The sequence below is a fragment of the Bradyrhizobium zhengyangense genome (assembly GCF_022012555.1).
Lineage (GTDB): Bacteria > Pseudomonadota > Alphaproteobacteria > Rhizobiales > Xanthobacteraceae > Bradyrhizobium > Bradyrhizobium zhengyangense.
The window spans coordinates 356,279-375,482 of sequence record NZ_JAKLTZ010000005.1 but is presented as its reverse complement, the minus strand read 5'-3'; the positions used below and the strand labels follow the sequence as shown (position 1 = coordinate 375,482).

15 protein-coding genes are annotated in these 19,204 nt (G+C 63.8%); 10 read left to right on the top strand and 5 right to left on the bottom strand.

What is annotated here, in order from left to right:
• The 5 genes from L6639_RS21840 to L6639_RS21820 are packed head-to-tail and all read right to left on the bottom strand — an operon-like array spanning position 1 to position 6,937.
• A complete protein-coding gene (locus L6639_RS21840) occupies positions 1-3,237 on the bottom strand; it encodes a bifunctional cytochrome P450/NADPH--P450 reductase (protein WP_237863687.1) in 3,237 nt (1,078 codons plus the stop codon).
• 31 nt (positions 3,238-3,268) lie between these two features.
• Positions 3,269-4,264: an alpha/beta fold hydrolase gene (locus tag L6639_RS21835; protein ID WP_237863686.1), complete on the bottom strand. Its 996-nt coding sequence runs from the start codon at positions 4,262-4,264 to the stop codon at positions 3,269-3,271.
• Between the two features lie 18 nt (positions 4,265-4,282).
• Entirely contained in the window at positions 4,283-5,833 is a 1,551-nt protein-coding gene (locus L6639_RS21830) for a wax ester/triacylglycerol synthase family O-acyltransferase (protein ID WP_237863685.1), read from the bottom strand.
• 46 nt (positions 5,834-5,879) lie between these two features.
• Entirely contained in the window at positions 5,880-6,680 is an 801-nt protein-coding gene (locus tag L6639_RS21825; RefSeq protein ID WP_237863684.1) for an alpha/beta hydrolase family protein, read from the bottom strand.
• Positions 6,680-6,937, bottom strand: coding sequence for a DUF6489 family protein (locus tag L6639_RS21820; RefSeq protein WP_128953009.1), 258 nt, complete (start codon positions 6,935-6,937; stop codon positions 6,680-6,682). The genes L6639_RS21825 and L6639_RS21820 overlap by 1 nt, the downstream gene beginning before the upstream one ends.
• 375 nt (positions 6,938-7,312) lie before the next feature.
• Here L6639_RS21820 and L6639_RS21815 point away from each other — a divergent pair, with 375 nt between their 5' ends.
• The 10 genes from L6639_RS21815 to L6639_RS21770 all read left to right on the top strand — a co-directional run bounded on the left by L6639_RS21815 (position 7,313) and on the right by L6639_RS21770 (position 19,198).
• Positions 7,313-8,911, top strand: coding sequence for an ABC transporter substrate-binding protein (locus tag L6639_RS21815; protein ID WP_237863683.1), 1,599 nt, complete (start codon positions 7,313-7,315; stop codon positions 8,909-8,911).
• Positions 8,912-9,042: 131 nt separating this feature from the next.
• Positions 9,043-10,023 carry an ABC transporter permease gene (locus tag L6639_RS21810; RefSeq protein WP_237863682.1) on the top strand — a complete coding sequence of 327 codons (981 nt, stop codon included), beginning with the start codon at positions 9,043-9,045 and terminating at the stop codon, positions 10,021-10,023.
• Position 10,024: 1 nt separating this feature from the next.
• Positions 10,025-10,987 (top strand): ABC transporter permease, encoded by a 963-nt coding sequence (locus L6639_RS21805; RefSeq protein WP_237863681.1) that lies wholly within the window; start codon positions 10,025-10,027, stop codon positions 10,985-10,987.
• Between the two features lie 13 nt (positions 10,988-11,000).
• Positions 11,001-11,987, top strand: a complete 987-nt coding sequence (locus L6639_RS21800; protein ID WP_237863680.1) for an ABC transporter ATP-binding protein — start codon at positions 11,001-11,003, stop codon at positions 11,985-11,987.
• Positions 11,984-12,973 (top strand): ABC transporter ATP-binding protein, encoded by a 990-nt coding sequence (locus L6639_RS21795; protein ID WP_237863679.1) that lies wholly within the window; start codon positions 11,984-11,986, stop codon positions 12,971-12,973. Before L6639_RS21800 ends, L6639_RS21795 begins: the two co-directional genes overlap by 4 nt.
• A gap of 82 nt (positions 12,974-13,055) precedes the next feature.
• Positions 13,056-14,861 carry a gamma-glutamyltransferase family protein gene (locus L6639_RS21790; protein WP_237863678.1) on the top strand — a complete coding sequence of 602 codons (1,806 nt, stop codon included), beginning with the start codon at positions 13,056-13,058 and terminating at the stop codon, positions 14,859-14,861.
• A gap of 9 nt (positions 14,862-14,870) precedes the next feature.
• Complete coding sequence (locus L6639_RS21785; protein ID WP_237863677.1) at positions 14,871-15,581, top strand: DUF1028 domain-containing protein; 711 nt, start codon at positions 14,871-14,873, stop codon at positions 15,579-15,581.
• On the top strand, positions 15,578-16,561 hold the full coding sequence (locus L6639_RS21780) for an ABC transporter ATP-binding protein (protein ID WP_237863676.1): 984 nt from the start codon (positions 15,578-15,580) through the stop codon (positions 16,559-16,561). Before L6639_RS21785 ends, L6639_RS21780 begins: the two co-directional genes overlap by 4 nt.
• Complete coding sequence (locus L6639_RS21775; protein ID WP_237863675.1) at positions 16,561-17,667, top strand: ABC transporter ATP-binding protein; 1,107 nt, start codon at positions 16,561-16,563, stop codon at positions 17,665-17,667. Before L6639_RS21780 ends, L6639_RS21775 begins: the two co-directional genes overlap by 1 nt.
• Positions 17,668-17,689: 22 nt before the next feature.
• Positions 17,690-19,198 carry an ABC transporter substrate-binding protein gene (locus L6639_RS21770; protein WP_237863674.1) on the top strand — a complete coding sequence of 503 codons (1,509 nt, stop codon included), beginning with the start codon at positions 17,690-17,692 and terminating at the stop codon, positions 19,196-19,198.
• The last annotated feature ends 6 nt before the right edge of the window (positions 19,199-19,204 follow it).

Genomic DNA, 19,204 nt, shown 5'->3' with positions numbered 1-19,204 from the left:
TCACCCGCCGGCCCACACGTCCAGCACGTAGCGGTTCTTCGTACCCATCTCCTCGATCCAGCGGGCGCCCGCAGCCGCATCGCCACCGCTCTTCTCCCGGTAGATCGCAACCAGCGCCGCCTTCACGTCAGGCTCCATCCTGCTGCCGTCGCCGCAGACGTAGATGATCGCGCCCTGCTCGATCAGCGGCCAGACCTTGTCCTTCTGCACGGCGAGCACGTGCTGGACATAGGTCTTCGGTCCTTCCGCCCGCGAGAACGCAGTGAACAGCTCGGTGATGCCGCTCGCAGCCAGTGCCTTCAGCTCGTCAGCATAGAGAAAATCCTGATCGGGATGGCGGCAACCGAAAAACAACATGGACGAGCCGAGGCTGGCCCCCTTGGCCTTGCGCGCCGCTCGCTCCTGGAGGAAGCCGCGGAACGGCGCGAGTCCCGTGCCCGGGCCAATCATGATAACAGGCACGGATGGATCGTCGGGCAGCCGGAAGCCAGCCTTGGTCTCGCGGACAGTCGCGTAGACCGTATCGCCCGCGCGCCGGTTGGCGAGGTAGTTCGAGCAGATGCCCTTGTAGGTGCCGCGCCCTGAGGCCGCCGGTCCTTCGACCACGCCGACGGTGACGCTGCAACGCGCAGGGTCGACCGATGGCGAGGACGAGATTGAGTAATAGCGCGGCGCAAGCAGCGAGAGCATTTCCAGATAGACGTGGAATGGCAATTCGCAGGCTGGGTATTCGAGCAACAGGTCAAACACCGACTTGCGCTTGCCCAAAATCTCGGCGCGGTATCGCTCGAGCGTGTCAGGCTCGTCGCCGACGAAAGCCAGCAGCTTCGGCTTGGTGACCGGGCAGCGGGTGTGCTCGGCCATGGTCTGGATTTGCTTCCGTGTCGCAACCTGCTGCAACTCGACGAACTCGCTGAGCAGGCGTCCGACGGACACGGCATTGCCAACCGGCAATTGCGCGCGGCGGCCCTCGGCAACCTGAAGCCTGATCTGGTCGGCCGGCAGGAAGCCGAACCGCCGGGCGACGGAATCCACCAGCGTCGGATCGTTGCGCGGAACGACGCTCAAGTGATCCCCGACGCGGTAGCTGATATTGGCCGGCAGTTGAACCTCGATATGACGTGTCGAGCGCTCCGACGGATTGGCCCCTGACTTGTTCTGAAGCTCGTCATTGGCCAGCACCTTCATCGCGACGGCGCCACCTTGGGCGACGATGGTGTTGACGGCGGTCACCGCGACAGGCTCGATCGCGTAGAGCGGATCGTCCTCTGCGGTGCGGGTGAAATTCCAGTCGATGCCGAATTCCTTGGTGGCGACCTGGGCAGCCGCTGGGAACCATTTCTGGAACTGACCGTCGAGATCGCTGCGCGCATCGCCCTCGCCGCGCGGATAGACCGCGCGGGCGCCATGCTTGGACAATTGCTCGTCGATGAAGCGCGGCACCGATTGATAGGTCGCGGCCCAGTCGCTGTTGCCGCAGCCGAACACGGCGTAGCGCACACCGGCAAAGGCATCCTTCGGCAGATCCTCGCCGAGCCATTTGACGAATTGCGTCGCATTGTCGGGCGGGGCGCCGTTATACGACGCGCAGATGATCAGCACGCCGCCCTGCTGCGGCAGCTTCCCGACATACTCGTCGAGCGGCCCAAGATGCACGGCAAAGCCGTTGATCTCGGCAAGATCGGCCATGCGCGTTGCAAGCTCCTCGGCGGTGCCGAGATTGGAGCCATAAAGAACCAGCATCGGCGTGTTGTGACCGGGCCGCGTGGTCGGCTGGCGCGGTGCCCGTGGCGTAGACGCCGTAGCTGCGACCGGACCGCCATAGGCACCGCGCTCGCGATCGGCGCGCGGACGCACCTTGATCTTGAAGCCTTCCGGCTTCATCGTCAGCGTTTCCTTCAGGTGCATCTGATAGCGCTGATGGTCGATCAGCTTGAAGCGCTGGAGGATCATGCCGAGCGCGAGCGCGGCCTCGTGCATGGCGAAGCCGCGACCGATGCAGGCACGCTGGCCGTTGCCAAACGGCTTCCAGGCATTGATCGGCCGTTTTGCTTCGGCTTCCTTGCTGAAATTCTCGGGATCGAACGCATCGGGATTGGGTCCCCAGACGCTGGGGTCGCGATGCAGAGCGGTCACCAGGATCGTGATGAACGTGCCTTTCCTGAGCTTGTACTTGCCGCCGCCAATGGTCTCGTCATTCAGTGGTGAGATGCCGTAGGCCGGCGCCGGTGGCCACAGCCGCAGCGCCTCCTTCAGGATCTGCGTGATGTAAGTGAGCTGCGTGACCTGCTGGTAGGTCGGCTTCGCGTTGACGTCTGGGCCGAAGACGCGATCGACCTCGTCATAGGCCTTCTTGAGAATATCCGGGTGCTTCAGAAGCGCATAGAGCGTGTAGGACAAAAGGCCGCTGGTGGTCTCGTGGCCCGCGATCAGGAAGGTGTTGATCTGGTAGCGGATGTTGACGTCGTCGAGCTGCTCGCCGGTCGAGCGGTCGACGCCGGTCATCATCGCGGCGAGCATGTCCTTCTTGTCGTCAATGCCTTCCGCGCTCTTGCGGCGCTCGGCGATGATCTCGTCGACCATCTTGTTCATGAAGGCGACGTCTTCGCCAAGCGTCTTTCTGCGCTTCTGCATCCAGAGCTGCTCGAACGGCAGGCCGCGCGTCATCATGATGGTTTCGAGCGAGCGCACCAGCGCCTCGACGAAGGGGTGGTAGTCGCGCCGGTAGAACGAGTTGAAGCGGTATTCGAAGCCACAGAGGCCGATGGTATCGAGTGTCAGCGCGGTCATGTCGTGGACGACGTCGATTTCGTCGTCGGCGTTCAGACGCTCCCATTTGTGGACGAGCTGCTCGGCGATATCGACCATGCTCGGATGGTAGGACTGCATGGCGCGGTTACCGAACGGCTGGAGCAGGATGTTGTGCGCCTTGCTCCAGTTCGGCTCCTTGGTATCAGCCGTGAACAGGCCGTCGCCGCCGACCGCACGCACACGCCGCAGCGCACCGCGCACCGTCTTGTCGAAGCGCTTCTCATCGGAGAGCTCGTCGACGAGATCATGGCCGGACACGACGACGATCGGCGAGCCCATCATATCGAGCCAGAAGATAGGGCCGAGCTCCTTGGCAAGTCGCGTCAGATGCTGCACGGGCGCAGCCGAATCCAGCGACAGCATGTTGCCGACCACTGGCTTGGTCGGCGGCTGCGGAATCGGGTCCAGACGGTTCTTCGATGACATTGCTACGCTTCCCCCTGCTCGCAATGACGAGCTAACCAAACCGCCTTCTACGCCATTCGATCAAGATGGCGCTGACCTCTTCCGGCTTCTCCTGCTGCGTCCAATGGCCGCTGTCCTTCACCAGGTATTTCTCGAGGTCAGCCACCAGTCTCTCCATGCCGTCGGCCACCGACGGCGGCAGCACCGCGTCGTTCTCGGCCATGATCATCAGCGACGGCACGGTGATGTGGTGATCGAGCCCCTTCGAGCGTTCCCAATTGCGGGTGAAATTACGATACCAATTGATGCCGCCGGTGAAGCCGGTTGTCGTGAAGGTGTCGACGAATACTTTCTTCTCGTCTGCCGAGAGGATCGGCGTACGCGGATCGACCTTGGCATCATAGGCCGCGATCATCTGAGGAAACGCCAGATTGGTCTTTGACGATGCGCCAACGCCGGCGATCGGCGGCTCCTCTGATTTCGCCGCCGGCCGCGCCAACGGTTTGCGCATGAAGGCATCAAAGGTCTGCTCGACGCGGCTACCGAAAATCCTGTCCGGCTCGCGCGCGGGATCCTGGAACTGGACAATGTACATGTCGTCGCCGAAGCGCTGGCGGAACAGCGCGATCGGATCCATTGGCGCACGGTCCCAGTGCGGCGTGTTGACACCGACAACGCCGGCAACGCGCTTAGGGTGCCGAAGCGGCATCTGCCAGACAACGAAGCCGCCCCAATCGTGGCCGACGAAGATCGCCTTCTCGATGTCGAGATGATCGAGCAGCCCGACGAGATCGCCGGTCAGGTGCTCCATGTCATAGGCTTCGACCGGCTCTGGCCGGTCGGTTGCGCCATAGCCGCGCTGGTCCGGTGCGATCACGCGGATGCCGGCTTCGCTCAGCGCTTTGATCTGGTGGCGCCAGGAGAAGGCGAGCTCGGGCCAGCCATGACACAAGACAACCGGCGGCTTGTCAGTCACTGGGCCCGCCTCGTAATAGCCCATGCGGATTCCGTTCGTCTGCGCGAACTTGAGCGGCGGCATTTCGATCATTGCAATAATCCTGACTTCCTATTCAGCCGCGCCTTTGACTTCGGCCGCGGGCGGCGCATAGGCCGCCTCCAACGCAGCGAACTCCTCCGGCAGCATGTCGCACATCACCTGCACATGCGGAATGATGTTGGCGCCGACGATGAAGCCGAAATCGAGCTGGTCGCGATAGCTCTGCACGGTGATGTTGAGCGCCTGCCCGTGCGTCGAGATCGACACTGGGAAGATGTGCAACAGCTCGGCGCCGGCCGCATAGAGCGTCTGCCGCGGCCCCGGCACGTTGGACACGGTGATGTTGGCCGCCGGCGGCAGCACATCCGACAGGTCCGAGCGGCTGTAGAGCAGCGCCAGGATCTGGACGATGATCGGAGTCCCCAGCATCGAGATGTTGGAGACTTGCGGCATCAGGGCCCGCAACGGATGCGACATCTCCTTGGACTTGGTCGACTGCGCGATGATAGCCTCGAGCCGCGCCTTGGGATCCGCGATATTGGTCGCGATCGAGCAGATCATGCCGAACACCTGGTTGTTGGCCTCGGTGTTACCCTCTTCGCGTAGCGAGATCGGCACTGCAGCGGTCAACGATTTCGCCGGCAGCGTGCCGTACTGCAGGAGGTAGCGGCGGACGACGCCGGAGGCGAGCGCCAGCACGACGTCGTTGAGCTTGCCGCCGGCCTGCTTGGCCAGCGCCTTGGAGCGCGACAGCGAGATCGACACGCCGGCAAAGCTCCGCTCCGATGAAATCGTCTTGTTGAGCATGGTCGGCGGCGACACCATGCTGGCGAGGCTTTCGCGCGACTTCGGATCGGAGATCTTTCCGAGAACGTCGGAGACGCTCTTGACCATGGTTGGAATATTTCCGGCGAAGCGTACTGCGCTCTCGATCTGGTACATCGCGTTGTCGAACAGGATCGAGCCGATGTCGCTCTTGCCGGTGCGCGGCAACTGCAGATTCTTCGCAGCCGCCGACGCTTCGAGCGGCTGGCTGAAGAGTTGCTGATAGGAATCGAGCAGGTTGGCTGCGATGTCGCGCGGCTCCTGCCCGGGCTTGGACGCGCCCGTCGGCGGCTCGACCTTCCGCGGGATCGGCGAGATGTCGTAGATCATGTTGGTCAGGGCCGCGCCGGCGCCGCCGTCGATGGCGGCATGGTGCATCTTGGAATAGAGCCCGACCTCATTGTCCTTCATGCCTTCGAACACATAGAATTCCCAGAGCGGGCGGGCACGGTTCAGGAGCTTGGCATGCATCCAGCCGACGATGCGTTCGAGCGTGGCGCGGTCGCGCGGCGCCGGCAGGCTGGCGCGGAAGATGTGACGGTCGATGTCGAACTGGTCGTCTTCAACCCAGGTCGGATGATCAATGTCGAGCGGCGCCTTCTCCAGGCGCGCCTTGAGGATCGGCGCGATGTGCAGCCGCGAGACGATCATCGCCTTGAAGTCTTCGAAAAAGTCGCCCTTGTAGTCGTCGGGCAGGCGAAAGATCGCCATGCTGCCGACATGCATCGGCATCTCAGGCGTTTCCAGATAGAGAAATGATGCGTCCAGCGACGACAGTTTCTTACCGTCAGCCATAGTTCCCTCCACTCATATTCGACTGGCGCCTTGCTGGCGCTTCTCGTCAGGCCGATATTGCCCGCTCCGGCGGGGCATATGCAATGGCAAACGGTCCGGCCCGATCAAATGGCCAGAACTCCCCCTCCGGTTGCGCCAGGCGATCGGCCACGGCCCACAACGCCGCGGGGTTCACCCCGAGCCCGATATGGCTGGCGAAATACACTTCGAGGTTCTCGGCGCGCTCGGAGGGGCGCAACAGGCAGGTCCGCCAATTCACGACGCCATCTGCGCGCGAATAGATCGATGTCGCCGGCACCTTGAGATCCCCGGCGATCGCCTCGCGCAGCTCGGCAAAGTCCTCGACCCGCTCGCCGGATAGCGCCTCGTACAGCGCGGTCGCATTGGTCGCCCGCACATCATTGGCAAAAGGGCTGCCGAGTGTGATGACATAACGGACCAGCTCGGGCGCCTGCAGCGCGAGATCGCGAGCATAGACACCGCCGAGGCTCCATCCGACCAGGCTGACCTTGCGCCCAGTTGCGGCATGGATCTCGGTGAGACGGGCGCGCAAGGCTTCCCGCATCCGCGCCAGCCCGCCGAGATTTCGACCCATCCGCCAGGCATGGGCCTCATAGCCGAGTCCGCCGAGATAGCGCCGCATCGGTGCCATCGACAGATCGCTGGCGAGAAAGCCCGGCAGCGCCAGCACCGGATGGCCATCGCCCCTGGGCGCGCGCATCAGCAGTGGTGACAGCAGGACGCTGGCGTTGAATTCGAACAGACTGCGCGCCTCGGCGAGCAGCAGGCCAAGGGCTGGCGGACGAAGCCCGTCCGAGCCTGGCGCTCCGTCGCGCGCGTCGGGCATTACTTCTTCTTGTCGCCGCTGCGCGGGGCGCCGAGACCGGCCATGGTGACGAACATGTCCTGAAACCGTTCCGCCAGCTTGGGATCGAAGGTGAACCAACTCTGGATCAGCGATTCCGGCGAGACCTTCTCGATGTTGCTCAAAACCTGCTGCTGGAGCTTGTCCATCACCGCGGTCTGCATCGGCGACACATCAGGCAATCCGAAAAACTGGCGGGCCTCGAGGGGGGTGCAGTCGATTTCGATGTTAACTTTCATGTCCCCTCCGGATGAGATTCGAGCGGCGTCACGCAGTATCACCGCGACACGGTGTGCGACGCAAGCGACCTGAGCCGGGGGACGGGGAGCCGGCTTCCGCAACCGGCGGATATGGTCAATCAAATTGTCGGCGCGAACGGGCGCTGGCGGACCGTTTCCACCCTCATTTTCGAGGCCTGACCGGGCCGAAAGTCCAATGTCGCCCGCACGCCTCTCTCCCCTAAAAGCTGGTCAGCATTGCTGCACAGCGGCGCAACTTGGCGCGTTCCTTGCTGGAATGGCGCTTGCACGGGCCGAGAACTCTGGGCAACATGGATCGATCATCCCCACCGAACAATCAAAAATCACGGTGCGGGCGAGTGGAGAGGGTCAAGAATGTCAGTCGGACGAAGTTTGTTTGCGGCGACGCTCGCCGGTGTGGTTGCGTTGGCGGTCTCGCCGGCGTCGAGCCAGACGCTGCGCTACGCCAACCAGGGTGAGCTGAAGTCGCTCGATCCCTACACGCTGAATGAGTCGACCACCAGTGCGCATCTCGGCCATGTCTATGAGGGCCTGGTGGCCCGCGGCAAGGACCTGAAGATCATCCCGGCGCTCGCCGAAAGCTGGGAGACGCCGGAGCCGACACGCTGGCGCTTTCATCTGCGCAAGGGTGTGAAATTCCACAACGGTGACCCCTTCACCGCTGATGACGTCGTATTCTCGGCCGAGCGCGTGCGAGCGAAAGGCTCGAACTTCCAGAGCCGCGTTCCTGCCGACGCCAAGGTCGTCAAGATCGACGATTACACCGTCGATTTCGTCCTGACCTCGCCCAATCCGATCCTGACCGCGTTGTGGGCGACCTGGTACATCATGGACAAGAAATGGGCAGAGGCGAACGATGCGGTGGCACCGACGCCCGCGGCCGCGACGACCCCGAGCTACGCCTCGCTGCATGAAAACGGCACCGGGCCCTTCACCATCGAGAGCCATCAGCCGGGCGTGAAGACTGTCTTCAAGGCCAACCCGAACTGGTGGCGCAAGCCGGAACATAATTTGAAGGAGATCGTCTTCACGCCGATCGCCAACCCCGCCACGCGTGTCGCGGCCCTGTTGTCGGGCGAGGTCGATGTGATCGAGCCAGTTCCGGTGCAGGACATCGAGCGCGTGAAGGCGAGCCCCAATGCCACCGTCCTGACCGGACCTGAACTCCGCACCATCTTCGTCGGCATGGATCAGGCGCGCGACGAGCTCCTTTATTCGAACGTCAAGGGCAAGAACCCGTTCAAGGACGTTCGCGTCCGCGAAGCCGTCTACCGGGCGATCGACGTCGACTTGATCAAGAATCGCGTCATGCGCGGGCTGTCCACGCCGTCCGCACTGATGGTCGCACCAGAGATCTTTTCCGCGAAGGACTTAATCCGGCCGAAGTTCGACCCCGACGCCGCCAAGAAGCTTCTGGCGGACGCCGGATATGCCGACGGTTTCGAAGTGACGATGGACTGTCCGAACGACCGCTACGTCAATGACGCGGCCATCTGCCAGGCGATCGTCGGCATGCTCGCCCGCATCAACATCAAGGTGGATCTGTTGGCGCAGCCCAAGGCCCAGTATTTCGCCAAGGTGCTGAAGCCCGGCGGCTACAAGACCTCGCTGTTCTTGCTGGGCTGGACCCCGGATACGCTCGATTCCCAGAACGTGCTGCACGACATCATGGGCTGCCGGGACGATCCCAAGGATCCCAACCGCGGCGAAGCCAATCTCGCCGGCTATTGCAACAAGCAGTTCGACGAGCTCGCCGACAAGGTTCTCGTGGAGTCCGATGCGGCCAAGCGCGATCAGCTGATCAAGCAGGCCTTCGAGCTGTCGATGAAGGACTGGGCCTATATTCCGCTGCACCAGCAGGCGCTTGCCTGGGGCGTATCGAAAAAGGTGAAGCTGACCCAGCGTGCGGACAACATGGTCATGCTCTACTGGGCGACCAAGCAGGAAGAGTAAGTATCGACCTCTTGTGAAGTCCCGGAAGCCATCGCTTTCAAGATCTGGCTTCCGGGACTTGCTATTTGGAAGACTTGCCGTTTCAGGTTAACGCAATGATGCGTGCTGCTGAAGAGATGTGAAAGGAACAGATGCTCGCTTTCACACTGCGCCGAGCCATCCAGGCCATCGGTGTCATGATCGCCGTCGGGATCATCTCATTTTCGATGTTCCGCTTCGCCGGCGACCCCGTGAACCAGATGGTCGGAATGGATACCTCAGGCGCCGAGCGCGCCGCGATCCGCAAATCGCTCGGCCTGGACGATCCCTTCATCGTGCAGTTCGGCCGCTACGTCGGCAACGCTGCGCAGTTCAAATTCGGCGTGTCCTACCAGTTCCGCCTGCCCGTCTCCGACCTGCTGATGGAGCGGATGCCCGCAACGCTGGAGCTCGCGATTTGCGCCACCATCTTCGCGATGATTAGCGGAATCCTGATGGGGGTCTATTCGGCGCTTCGCCGCGACAGCTGGCTCGCGCACATCTTCCAGGCCGTCTCGCTGATCGGCATCTCGCTGCCGACCTTCCTGATCGGCATTCTCATGATCTACCTTTTCTCGGTGACGCTCGGTTGGCTGCCCTCGTTTGGCCGTGGCGACGTCGTGCATATCGGCTGGTGGACGACGGGGCTGCTGACGCTGTCGGGCCTGAAGGCGCTCATCATGCCCTCGATCACGCTTGGCCTGTTCCAGATGACGCTGATCATGCGGCTGGTGCGCGCCGAGATGCTGGAAGTGCTGCGAACCGACTATATCCGCTTCGCCCGCGCCCGCGGTCTGACCACGCGGGCAATCCATTTCGGACACGCGCTGCGCAACACGCTGGTTCCCGTGATCACCGTTGCAGGTCTACAATTCGGCTCGGTCATTGCTTTCGCGATCATCACCGAAACCGTGTTCCAATGGCCTGGCATGGGGCTCCTGTTCGTGCAGGCCGTTCAGAACGTCGATATCCCAATCATGGCAGCGTATTTGATGATGGTGTCCTTGATCTTCGTCACCATCAACCTCGTGGTTGATATCCTCTACACCATCGTCGATCCGCGGCTGCGCTCGACGGTCAGCCGGGCACACTGACATGAGCGAAGCCGTCGTTTCCCATCCGACCGAGAAGCGTCCTGCGGCGGCGCCTGGCTGGTTCAGGCGCGCGCTCGACAGCGACCTGTTCTATTCGTTCCGCCGCTCCAAGATCACCATGATCGCGGCGGGTGTGACGCTGCTGTTCTTCCTGATCGCGATCTTCGCCTCGGTGCTATCGGTGCAAAATCCGTTCGATCCGGCGCAGCTCCAGCTGATGAATTCGCGCATCTCGCCGCTCTGGACCGCCGACGGCCAGAGCCCGTTCCTGCTCGGCACCGACGAGCAGGGCCGCGACGTGCTGTCGGCGATCCTCTACGGCCTGCGCATCTCGCTGCTCGTCGGCGTGCTCGGCGTGGTTTTGTCCGGCGCGATCGGCATCCTGCTTGGGCTGACGGCGGGCTATTTCGGCGGCGCCGTCGATGGGCTGATCATGCGCATTGCCGACGTGCAGCTTTCGTTTCCGGCCATCCTGATCGCGCTCTTGATCAACGGCATTGCCAAATCGGTCTTTGGCAACAAGCTCGACGAGATGAGCATGCTGGCCGTTCTGGTCTTCGCGATCGGTCTGAGCTTTTGGGTGCAGTATGCGCGTACGGTGCGTGGTTCGGTCCTGGTCGAGAAGAACAAGGATTACGTCGCGGCCGCGCAATTGATCGGCCTTCCCGCCCCCGTGATCATGCTGCGCCACGTGCTGCCGAACACCACGGGGCCGATCCTCGTGATCGCCACCATCAACCTCGCGCTCGCCATCATCACCGAGGCAACGCTGTCGTTCCTCGGCTCGGGCATGCCCGAAACCATGCCGTCGCTCGGCACGCTGATCCGCATCGGCAACGGCTATCTGTTCGCAGGCGAATGGTGGATCGTCGCCTTCCCCGGGATCGCACTCGCGGCGCTGATCCTGTCGATCAATCTGCTCGGCGACTGGCTGCGCGACGCGCTCAACCCCAAACTCCGATGAGTCTACAGCGTTCATGACCGAACCCGTTCTTTCCGTCCGCAATCTCAAGGTGGAGTTCGCCTCTCGCCGCGGCACGTTGCGCGCCATCGACGGCGTCTCCTTCGACATCGCCAAGGGTGAAGTGCTCGGGGTGGTCGGCGAATCCGGCGCCGGCAAATCCGTGACCGGCCTTTCGGTGATCGGCCTGATCGACCCGCCCGGCCGCATTGCCGGCGGCGAGATTCGCCTCGCCGGCCTGCGCATCGACGATTTGCCGCCGGAGGAGATGCGCCGTATCCGCGGCAAACGCATCGGCATGATCTTCCAGGATCCGCTGACCTCGCTCAATCCGCTGTACAGGGTCGGCGACCAGATCGTGGAGACGATCCGGACCCATCTCAATCTGTCCGAACAGGCCGCGCGCCGCCGCGCCATCGACCTGCTCGCCGAAGTCGGCATCCCCGCGCCGGACAAGCGCATCGACGGCTACCCGCACGAGTTCTCCGGCGGCATGCGCCAGCGCGTGGTGATTGCGCTTGCGATCTGCGCCGAGCCCGAACTGATCATCGCGGACGAGCCGACCACCGCGCTCGACGTCTCCGTACAGGCGCAGATCATCTCGCTGATCAAGCGGCTCGGCCGCGACCACGGCACCGCCGTGATGCTGGTCACCCACGACATGGGCGTGATCGCGGAGACCTCGGATCGCGTCGCGGTGATGTATGCCGGTCGTGTCGCCGAGATCGGTCCGGTGCAGGACGTTGTCAGGAATCCGCTGCACCCCTACGCCAAGGGCCTGATGGGCGCGATCCCGACGCTTGCCGGCGACGACAAGCGCCTGGTGCAGATCCCCGGCTCGATGCCGCGGCTCTCGAACATCCCGCGCGGCTGCTCGTTCAACCCGCGCTGCGCCTCCGTTTTCGATCGTTGCCGGGTGGACCGGCCGGAGCCGCTGTCGCGCGGCGCGCAATCGGTTGCCTGCCATCTCTATGACCCCGCGTCGGCGGAGACCGCGGCATGAGCACTCCCTTCGTCCAGGGCACAAATCTGCGCCGCGTCTTCGACGTTTCAAAGCCTTGGCTCAACCGCGTGCTCGAGGGCGGCCAACTCGAATATCTCAAGGCCGTCGACGGCGTCACCTTCGATATCAAGAAGGGCGAGACCTTTGCGCTGGTCGGTGAGTCCGGTTCGGGCAAAACCACGGTGGCGCGGATGGTCGTCGGCCTGTTGCCGCCGAGCTCCGGCGACGTCCTGATCGACGGCGTCTCGATGACCGATCCACGGCAAGCCCCGGCTCGCCGAAAGCTGCGCCGGCGCATCCAAATGATCTTCCAGGATCCCTATGCGAGCCTGAACCCGCGCTTCCGGGTCGATGGCATCATCTCCGAGCCGATCCGCGCCTTCGACCTGATCCAGGGCGAACGCGACATCCAGGCCCGCGTCGGCGAGCTGCTCAGCCTCGTCGGCCTGCATCCCGACGACCGGCTGAAATTCCCACACGAATTCTCCGGCGGCCAGCGCCAGCGTATCGCGATCGCGCGGGCGCTCGCCTCCGACGCGGAATTCATCGTCTGTGACGAGCCGACCTCGGCGCTCGACGTCTCCGTGCAGGCACAGATCCTGAACCTGATGCGCGACCTCCAGGACAAGTTCGGCCTGACCTACATGTTCATCAGCCACAACCTCGCCGTGGTCCGCCACATGGCGAGCCGGGTCGGCGTGATGTATCTCGGCCGTATCGTCGAGATCGCGGAGGGGCGCGAGCTGTTTGCCCGCCCGCGCATGCCCTACACGAAGATGCTGTTGGGCGCTGTGCCTGACCTCGCCATGAGCGGCCGCCAGCGCATTCCGGTGAAAGGCGAGATCCCGAACCCGATTAATCCGCCGTCGGGCTGTGCCTTCAATCCGCGATGTCCGCTGGCGTTCGAGCTTTGCCGCAAGGAAGTTCCAAAGCTGATCGACGGCGTCGCGTGCCATGCCGTTAACACCGCGCCGGTCCCGGCATAACGCGCGCGTGCCATGCGGCCTGTGCATTTGGCATCCCAGCGCCTGATGTGATCAATTGCGCGCGCCGTCAACGAGGTAGCCCATGGCCAGCAAAGTCAATCCAGACCCTTTCACGACGCGTCCCGAGATCGAGGGCACGTTCGGGGTCGTCGCGTCAACGCACTGGATCGCGACTGCCGTCGGCATGGCTATCCTGGAAAAGGGCGGCAACGCGTTCGATGCGGGCGTCGCTACCGCCTTCGCCCTTCAGGTGGTCGAGCCGCATCTGAATGGCCCCGGCGGCGATGTCCCCATCATCGTGCACGACGTGAAACGTGGTCGCACCGAGGTGATCTGCGGCCAGGGCCCGGCCCCGGCGCGCGCCACCATCGCGCACTACAAGAGCGAAGGCCTCGATATGGTGCCAGGCACCGGCCTGCTCGCCGCCTGCGTGCCCGGCACCTTCGAATCCTGGATGATGCTGCTGCGCGACTACGGCACGATGCGCGTGCGCGACGTGCTGGAGCCCGCGATCTCCTACGCCCGCGACGGCTATCCGCTGGTTGAGCGCGCCTGCGCCACGATCCAGACCGTCGAGCAATTGTTCCGCAAGCACTGGCCAACTTCGGCCGCGGTCTATCTGCCGAACGGCGAGGTGCCGAAACCCGGCACGATCTTCACCAACAAGACGCTGGCTGCGACCTACGCCCGCATTTTGAATGAGGCCGAGAGCGGCGGTGGCGGCCGCGATGCCGAAATCGAGCGCGCACGCAAGGCCTGGTCGCAAGGCTTCGTGGCCGAAGCCATCGACAGGTTCTGCCGGACGCAGGAGGTGATGGACGTCAGCGGCTCCCCGCATCGCGGCGTGCTATCCGCCGATGACATGGCGCGCTGGCAGCCGACGGTCGAGGCGCCGCTCACCTATGATTATGGCCGCTACACGGTCTGCAAGGCCGGCGTCTGGAGCCAGGGCCCTGTGACACTGCAACAGCTGGCGCTGTTGAAAGGCTTTGCACTCGACGAGCTCGATCCGACCGGGCCGGAGTTCATCCATCTCCAGATCGAATGCGCGAAACTCGCCTTTGCCGACCGCGAAAAATTCTACGGCGACCCCAAGTTCTCCGACATCCCGATCGGAACGCTGCTATCGGACGCATATAACGACGAGCGCCGCAAGCTCGTCACCGACAAGGCATCGCTCGATTTCGTGCCCGGCACGGTCGAAGGTTTTGGTGGTGTGGTGAAGCTGCGCCGCGCCGAGGGACAGCGCGAGGCGGTTGGCGCGCTCGGCGCCGGCGAGCCGACCGTGGGACGCTTCGGCGAGGTGCGCGGCGATACCGTGCATTTCGATATCATCGACAAGGCCGGCAACATGGTGTCTTCGACACCGTCAGGTGGCTGGCTGCAATCCTCGCCTGTTATTCCCGAGCTCGGTTTCTGCCTCGGCAGCCGGGCCCAGATGTTCTGGCTGGAGGAAAATCATCCCGGCTCGCTCGCGCCCGGCAAGCGGCCACGCACGACGTTGTCGCCGACCATGGCACTGCGCGACGGCGAGCCGTATCTCGCCTGGGGCTCGCCCGGCGGCGATCAGCAGGACCAATGGATCACGCAGTTCTTCCTGCGCCACGTCCATTGCAACCTGAATCTGCAGGAGTCTATCGACGCCCCGGCCTGGCACTCCGAGCATTTCCCGATCTCGTTCTGGCCGCGCACCGCGCGTCCTGGCGTGCTCGTGGTCGAGAACCGCGTGCCGAAGGCAACGATCGAGAATTTGCGCGAGCGCCGCCATATCGTCGAGGTCGGGCCCGACTGGTCGGAGGGCCGTCTCACCGCGGCCTCCCGTGTCGGCGTGCGCCGCCGCGCCGCCGCCAATCCGCGCGGCATGCAAGGCTACGCCGCCGGACGCTGAAGGCATCTCATGACCTGGTCGATCATCGCGCGAGATCCTGCCACCGGCCAGTTCGGCATTGCGGTCGCGACCCGCTTCTTTGCCGTCGGCGCCCGCGTGCCCTATATCGCGGCCGGCCTCGGCGCGATCGCAACCCAGGCCTTCGTCAATCCCTATTACGGCATCGATGGCGTCAAGCTGCTCCGCGAAGGCCTTAACGCGCATGACGCGCTCGCCACGCTGCTCGCGACCGATGACGGCCGCGAGAGCCGCCAGATCCACATCATGGATGCGAGCGGCGCGGTCGCCGCGCATACCGGGCGCGACTGTGTCGACTGGTGCGGGCACATCGCCGGCAGCGGATTCTCGGTCGCCGGCAACATGCTTGCGGGCGCCGATGTGCTCGCCGAGACGGCGAAAACCTACATCGCCAATGACAGCCTGCCCTTCCCGCGCCGCCTGCTCGCGGCAATGCGTGCAGGCGAAGCTGCCGGCGGCGACAAGCGCGGCAAGCAATCGGCTGCGCTGCTTATCCACGGCGAGGAGGAATGGCCGGCGCTGGACATCCGCGCCGACGATCATCCCGATCCGCTCGGCGAGCTCGAGCGGCTCGAACGGGTCAGCCACGAGCTCTGGGTCCACTTCCGCCCCTCCATGCCGACCCGGCAAAATCCGGCCGGCAACACCGATCGCAGTGTCATCGATGCCAGCATCGCTGCGGCGCGGGCAAGACAAGCATGAGCCCTCTCATCGAGATCAGGGACCTGCGTATCCGCTTTCACGGCGACGACGGCCGTATCACCCATGCCGTCGATAGCGTCGATCTCAGCGTTGCTAATGGCGCGACGCTCGGTCTCGTTGGCGAATCCGGGTGCGGCAAGAGCGTGACTTCATTGGCGATCATGGGGCTTTTGCCAAAGCAGACGACGGAGATTACTGGCGCGATCCGCTTCGACGGTTTTGATCTCCTGAAGACCCCGGACCAGACTCTGCGCGATTTGCGTGGCAACCGGCTCGCGATGATCTTTCAGGAGCCCATGACGTCGCTCAACCCGAGTTTTACGATCGGCGACCAGATCATCGAGACGATTTTGCGCCATCGCGGCGGCTCGCGGAAAAGCGCGCGCGAGCGGGCCATCGAGTTGCTGCGCCGCGTGCACATCCCCTCGCCCGAGCGGAGGATCGACGAATATCCGCACAAGCTCTCCGGCGGCATGCGCCAGCGCGTGATGATCGCGATGGCGCTCGCCTGCGATCCGCAGCTGCTGATCGCGGACGAGCCGACCACCGCGCTCGACGTCACGCTACAAGCCCAGATCCTGGAGTTGATGCGCGAGTTGAAGGCCGCCAGCGGCGCCGCCATCATCCTGATTACTCACGATCTCGGCGTCGTCGCCGAAGTCTGCGACGAAGTCGCGGTGATGTATGCCGGCGAAATCGTCGAGCGCGCGCCGGTCGAAGAATTGTTTTCGGTTCCGCAGCATCCCTACACCATTGGTCTGCTTGGCTCGATCCCGCGGCTCGACCATCGCGCCGAGCAGCTGGCGACCATCGAAGGCATGGTGCCGAACATGGCGCAGCCGCCCGCCGGCTGCCGCTTCGCGGCGCGCTGTCCCTTCGTGCTGGAGGCCTGCACCAAGGCGCCGCCGCCACTGATCGCCGTCAGCCCCGGCCACGTCTCGCGCTGCATCCGCACGCCGCTCGAATTGCTGGTGTCGTGATGGCTCTCCTCGAGGTCAACGGCCTGGTCAAGCATTTCGTCGCCGAGCGCTCGTTGCTCGGCCGGGCGCGCGCGCATGTCAAAGCCGTCGATGGCGTGTCGTTCTCGCTCGAGGCCGGAAAGACTCTCGCCCTGGTCGGCGAGTCCGGCTGCGGCAAGTCCACCGTCAGCCGCCTGGTGCTGCGGCTGATCGAGCCGGATGCAGGCAGCGTGCAGTTCGACGGCCGCGATCTGCTCTCCCTCGATGCCGATGCGCTCCGCAAATTCCGCCGCGAGGCGCAGATCATCTTCCAGGACCCCTACGCCTCGCTCAATCCACGCATGACGGTTGCGCAGATTCTGACCGAGCCGCTGGCGCTGCACGATCTCGTGCCACCGGCGCAGCGGCGCGAGCGCGTCGCGGAAATCTTGCGGCTGGTCGGGCTCGAGCCGCGACTGGCGCGGCGCTATCCGCACGAGTTCTCCGGCGGCCAGCGCCAGCGCATCGCCATTGCGCGCGCGCTCGCGGTCCAGCCGAAGCTGATCATCTGCGACGAGCCGGTCTCGGCGCTCGACGTATCGATCCGCTCGCAGATCCTAAACCTGCTGCGCGAGCTTCAGGATAGACTTGGCCTCGCCTATATCTTCGTCTCGCACGACCTCGCCGTGGTCAAGCACATCGCAGACCGCGTCGCAGTGATGAATCTCGGCTGCATCGTCGAAGAGGCCGACGCGGACAAGTTGTTCGCCCAGCCCCGCCATCCCTATAGTCGCGCGCTGCTGTCCGCGATTCCCCTGCCGCAACCCCACGCCAAGCGGGCGAAGGTCGTACTACAAGGCGAGATCCCGAGCGCTCTTAATCCGCCATCTGGCTGCCGCTTCCACACCCGCTGCCCCTTCGTGATCGACCGCTGCCGCGCTGAGGCGCCAGCGCTGGTGGCGGACGGCGCTGGCCACGCCACTGCCTGCCACCGGGTCAGCGAACTGCCTTCGGCCGACACGATCCTGCCCGCAACGGCCGGATTTTCACCGGCACTGACAAAATTAGTCGCGGCTTTCAGCCGAAAGACGGAAGGCGCGAACCCGGCTGGTGTTGGTATACAGAGTGCAAGGCCTACAACGACGTAGCCGGAGCAATGGGGACTGTCCGATGAATATGTTTCGCCTGGCCGCGACGGCTGCCGTCGCCCTGCTGACGCTTGGAGCCGCCCAAGCCCAGACCACGCTGCGGATTGGGCTTGCCGAGGATCCTGATATCCTCGATCCCACCATGGCGCGCACCTATGTCGGCCGCATCGTGTTCGCCGCCTTCTGCGACAAGCTGTTCGACATCGACGAGAAGCTGAACATCGTGCCGCAGCTCGCGCTGTCGAGCGAGACCGTCGATGACGGCAAGGGCCTCGTGATAAAGCTCCGGCCCGGCGTGAAATTCCACGACGGCGAGCCGTTCGATGCTGAGGCCGCCAAGTTCTCACTGGAGCGCCATCTGACCTTCCCCGGCTCGTTCCGCAAGCCGGAGCTCGCCTCGCTCGACCACATCGATGTCGTCGATCCCCTCACCATCAAGCTGGTGCTGAAATCGCCGTTCTCACCGCTGCTCGCCCAGCTCACCGATCGCGCCGGCATGATGGTGTCGCCAAAGGCCGCGAAGGAAGCCGGCGACAAGTTCGGCCTGCATCCGGTCTGCGCCGGCCCTTACAAATTCGTCGAGCGCGTGCAGCAGGATCGCATCGTATTCGAGAAGTTCGCCGACTACTGGAACAAGGACAACGTCTTCATCGACAAGATCGTGTTCCAGCCGATCGTCGACGCCACTGTGCGGCTGGCGAACCTGAAATCCGGCGGCCTCGATCTGATCGAGCGCGTGCTCGCCACTGACCTCAAGGAGGTGCGCAGTGATTCACGGCTCAAGGTCGCCACCGCCATCGAGCTCGGCTATCAAGGCGTCACGCTCAACATCGGCAAGGACAAGGCCAAGGGGCCGCTCAGCCAATCAGCAAAAGTCAGGCAGGCGCTCGATCTTGCCATCGACCGCGAGGCGATCAATCAGGTCGTCTTCAACGGCGAGTTCCAGGTCGGCAATCAATGGGTCAATCCTGACCATCCCTACTATCAGAAATCCCTTCCGGTCCGTGCCCGCGACGTGGAGAAGGCCAAGGCCCTGCTGAAGGAAGCTGGCGTGAAGCCGCCGGTCAGCGTCGATTTCCTGGTGCCGAAGGGCGCGGAGACGGAGACGCCCGCGCAGGTGATCCAATCGATGGCCGCGGAAGCCGGCTTCGACATGAAGATCCGCGTCACCGAATTCGCAACCGGACTGAAGCAGGCTGAGGCCGGTGACTACCAGGCCTTCATGCTCGGCTGGAGCGGCCGTGTCGATCCTGACGGCAACAGCTTCATCTTCCTGCACAGCAACGCGCCTCAGAATTACGGCGACTGGAATAATGCGCAGGCAGACAAGGCACTGGAAGACGCGCGGCTCGTGACGGATCCCGCCAAGCGCAAGGCCAGCTACGAAATCCTGGCCAAGCTCGTCCAGGACGAAGAGCCGATCCTCTATCTCTACCATCGCCGCATCATCATTGCGCACACCACCAAGCTCGAAGGCTACAAGCAGATGCCCGACGGCCTCGTGCGCGTTGTCGGCCTCAAGCTGAAGTAACGCTGC